The 2,972-nt window shown below is 34.4% G+C and carries 2 protein-coding genes; one reads left to right on the forward strand and one right to left on the reverse strand.

Annotated elements, in window-relative coordinates; all coding sequences use genetic code 11:
• Positions 1–72: 72 nt before the first annotated feature.
• Positions 73–969, reverse strand: coding sequence for an LD-carboxypeptidase (locus DIU01_RS03130; protein WP_290831799.1), 897 nt, complete (start codon positions 967–969; stop codon positions 73–75).
• Positions 970–1,395: 426 nt separating this feature from the next.
• Between DIU01_RS03130 and metG the strand changes: the two genes are divergently transcribed.
• A partial coding sequence (gene metG / locus DIU01_RS03135) for a methionine--tRNA ligase (RefSeq protein ID WP_290831798.1) occupies positions 1,396–2,972 on the forward strand: 1,577 nt, incomplete at its 3' end.

Here is a 2,972-nt window from a genome sequence, read left to right on the forward strand (position 1 = left end):
TAAATTCCAAATTCCAAAAAAACACAAATTTCAATACTTAATTATTGGAATTTGGAATTTTCTAATTGGAATTTAATCCATAAATATAACTTTGCTTTCCACATCATTAACTTCCATTGAAACTTGTTTTCCAAAAATCAATGCGCGATTGTCTGCCATGTGACCAGCTGGAAAATTATAAATTACTGGAATGTTGTATTTTTTGGTTACATCATCAATAATTTCTAATGCATCTTTCCCCCAAGGGATGTCGTTGTCTTTCATCTTTGTCATTCCGCCAACGATGATTCCCTTTAAACTTTCTAGACAACCGTTGCGTTTTAAGTTGATCATCATTCTGTCGATATGATATAAATATTCGTCTAAATCTTCTATAAACAAAATTTTATCGGAGCAATCTATTGCCGATGGTGAACCAAACAAACTATATAAAATGGATAAATTTCCGCCAACCAATTCGCCTTTTGCTGTGCCAAATCTATTCATGTTTTCGCATGGAACAGTGTATTCCAAATGTTCTCCAAATAATGCTTTTCGCAAAGTTTCCTTCGCCTCTTCTGATGCTTTGGAACTCACAGGCATAATTCCGTGAATAGATTGATAACCCATAGTATTTAAATGACTGTGCAAAACGGTGACGTCACTAAAACCTACAATCCATTTAGGTGATTGTTTGAATTTTGTAAAATCTAATAAATCAATCATTCTTACTGTTCCATAACCGCCACGAACACACCAAATTGCTTTGATATTTGGATTGTCTAATTGCGCCTGAAAATCGGCTGCTCGTTGTTCGTCAGTTCCTGCAAGTTGGTTGTTATCCAACCCAATTGTAGAACCAATTACGACTTCAATTCCCCAATTTTTCAACCAAGAAATAGCTGGTTTTAAATTGTCGTCGATGTTTTTTCTAGCAGTTGCAACTATGGCAATGGTGTCGCCTTTTTTTAGATATGGTGGTGTAATCATCTTTTTTTGAGAATGGATGTTTGTTGAGAATATAGAAAATAGAATAAAGAATAAAGATTTTTTCATTTAGGATTTTAATCTGTGTAGCAAATGTAAAAGTTTTTTCGACACGAATTGCACGAATTTGCACGAATTGGATTGACTTTGAGATTTCACTAAATCTGCTGAAAGAAGGTTAGAATTGGTGCAATTAATTAAGCATTTTTTATTCGTGCACTTCGTGTCAACTTTTTTATTAGTTTCTTATATAGATATTGTTGAAGTTTTATCAAAAAGTTCTTTTGAAAACGATTGCCCTAGCCCAGATAGTAGTGAAAATCCTTTTCTTTTTTCCTTTAAAAAAGAAAAGATTGCAACGGATAGCTGGAAATAGCTTCAAATAAAAAATCTATTGCTTATTTTTGCAACTTATATACGAAAATTACCATGTTAGAAAATCCGAAAAGATATACAATTACTGCTGCGTTGCCTTATACAAATGGTCCGATTCATATTGGGCATTTGGCTGGTGTTTATGTTCCATCTGATATTTATGCGCGCTATTTGCGTTTGCAAGGAAAAGATGTTGCGTTTATGTGTGGCAGTGATGAACACGGCGTTGCAATCTCAATGAAAGCCAAAAAAGAAGGCATTACTCCGCAAGAAGTGATTGATAAATACGACGGAATTATTAGAAAATCGTTTCTAGATTTCGGAATTTCATTTGATAATTATTCTAGAACATCGTCTAAAATCCATCACGATACAGCGCAAGAATTTTTCAGAAAATTGTATGATAACAACGATTTTATTGAAGAAGTTACGGAGCAATTGTATGATGCCAAAGCCGATCAGTTTTTGGCCGATCGATTTGTGGTTGGAACATGTCCGAAATGTGGCAACGAAGAAGCGTATGGAGATCAATGTGAAAAATGTGGATCGACTTTAAATGCGACCGATTTAATTAATCCGAAATCGACAATTACTGGAGAAACTCCGATTTTAAAATCTACAAAACACTGGTTTTTACCTTTGGATAGATACCAAGATTTTTTACAGAAATGGATTTTAGTTGACCATGCAAAAGATTGGAAAACGAATGTTTTAGGACAAGTAAAATCGTGGTTGGACGACGGATTGAAACCTCGTGCAGTAACTAGAGATTTAGATTGGGGAATTGACGTTCCGGTTGATGGCGCAGAAGGAAAGAAACTTTACGTATGGTTTGATGCACCAATTGGATACATTTCTGCAACCAAAGAATGGGCTGCAAGAGAAGGAAAAAATTGGGAAGATTACTGGAAAAAAGACGATACAAAACTGGTACATTTTATTGGAAAAGACAATATTGTTTTTCATTGCATTATTTTTCCGGCGATGTTGAAAGCTGAAGGAAGTTTTATTTTACCAGATAATGTTCCGGCAAATGAATTTTTGAATTTGGAAGGAAACAAACTTTCAACTTCTAAAAACTGGGCAGTTTGGTTACACGAATATTTACAAGATTTTCCAGATAAGCAAGATTCTTTGCGTTATGCATTGACATCGAATGCTCCAGAAACTAAGGATAACGACTTTACTTGGAAGGATTTTCAGGCAAGAAATAATAACGAATTGGCATCAATTTTTGGGAATTTTATCAATCGTGTTGTTGTTTTGACTAACAAATATTACGACGGAATTGTTCCAGCTCCAAACGAATTTAGTGATGTTGATAATCAAACTTTAGCCGAATTAAAAGCATATCCTGCGGTAATTTCATCATCTATTGAGCGTTACAGATTTAGAGAAGCGCAAGGTGAAATGATGAATGTAGCTCGTTTAGGTAACAAATATTTGGCCGACGAAGAACCATGGAAAATGGTAAAAACCGATCCAGAACGAGTGAAAACTCAAATGTATGTGGCTTTGAAAATTGCTTCGGTTTTAGCAACATTATGTGAGCCATTTTTACCTTTTACTTCTAAAAAATTGACTAAAATCTTAAACATTGAAGTTAACGATTGGAATTTGGAATTTGAAAA

This window comes from Flavobacterium sp. (genome assembly GCF_003525665.1).
In the GTDB taxonomy this organism is placed as follows: Bacteria; Bacteroidota; Bacteroidia; order Flavobacteriales; family Flavobacteriaceae; genus Flavobacterium.

Bases quoted from the DNA above. Each gene is read 5' to 3' on its own strand.
- DIU01_RS03130 (WP_290831799.1), bottom strand. From the start codon at position 969: ATGATTACACCACCATATCTAAAAAAAGGCGACACCATTGCCATAGTT.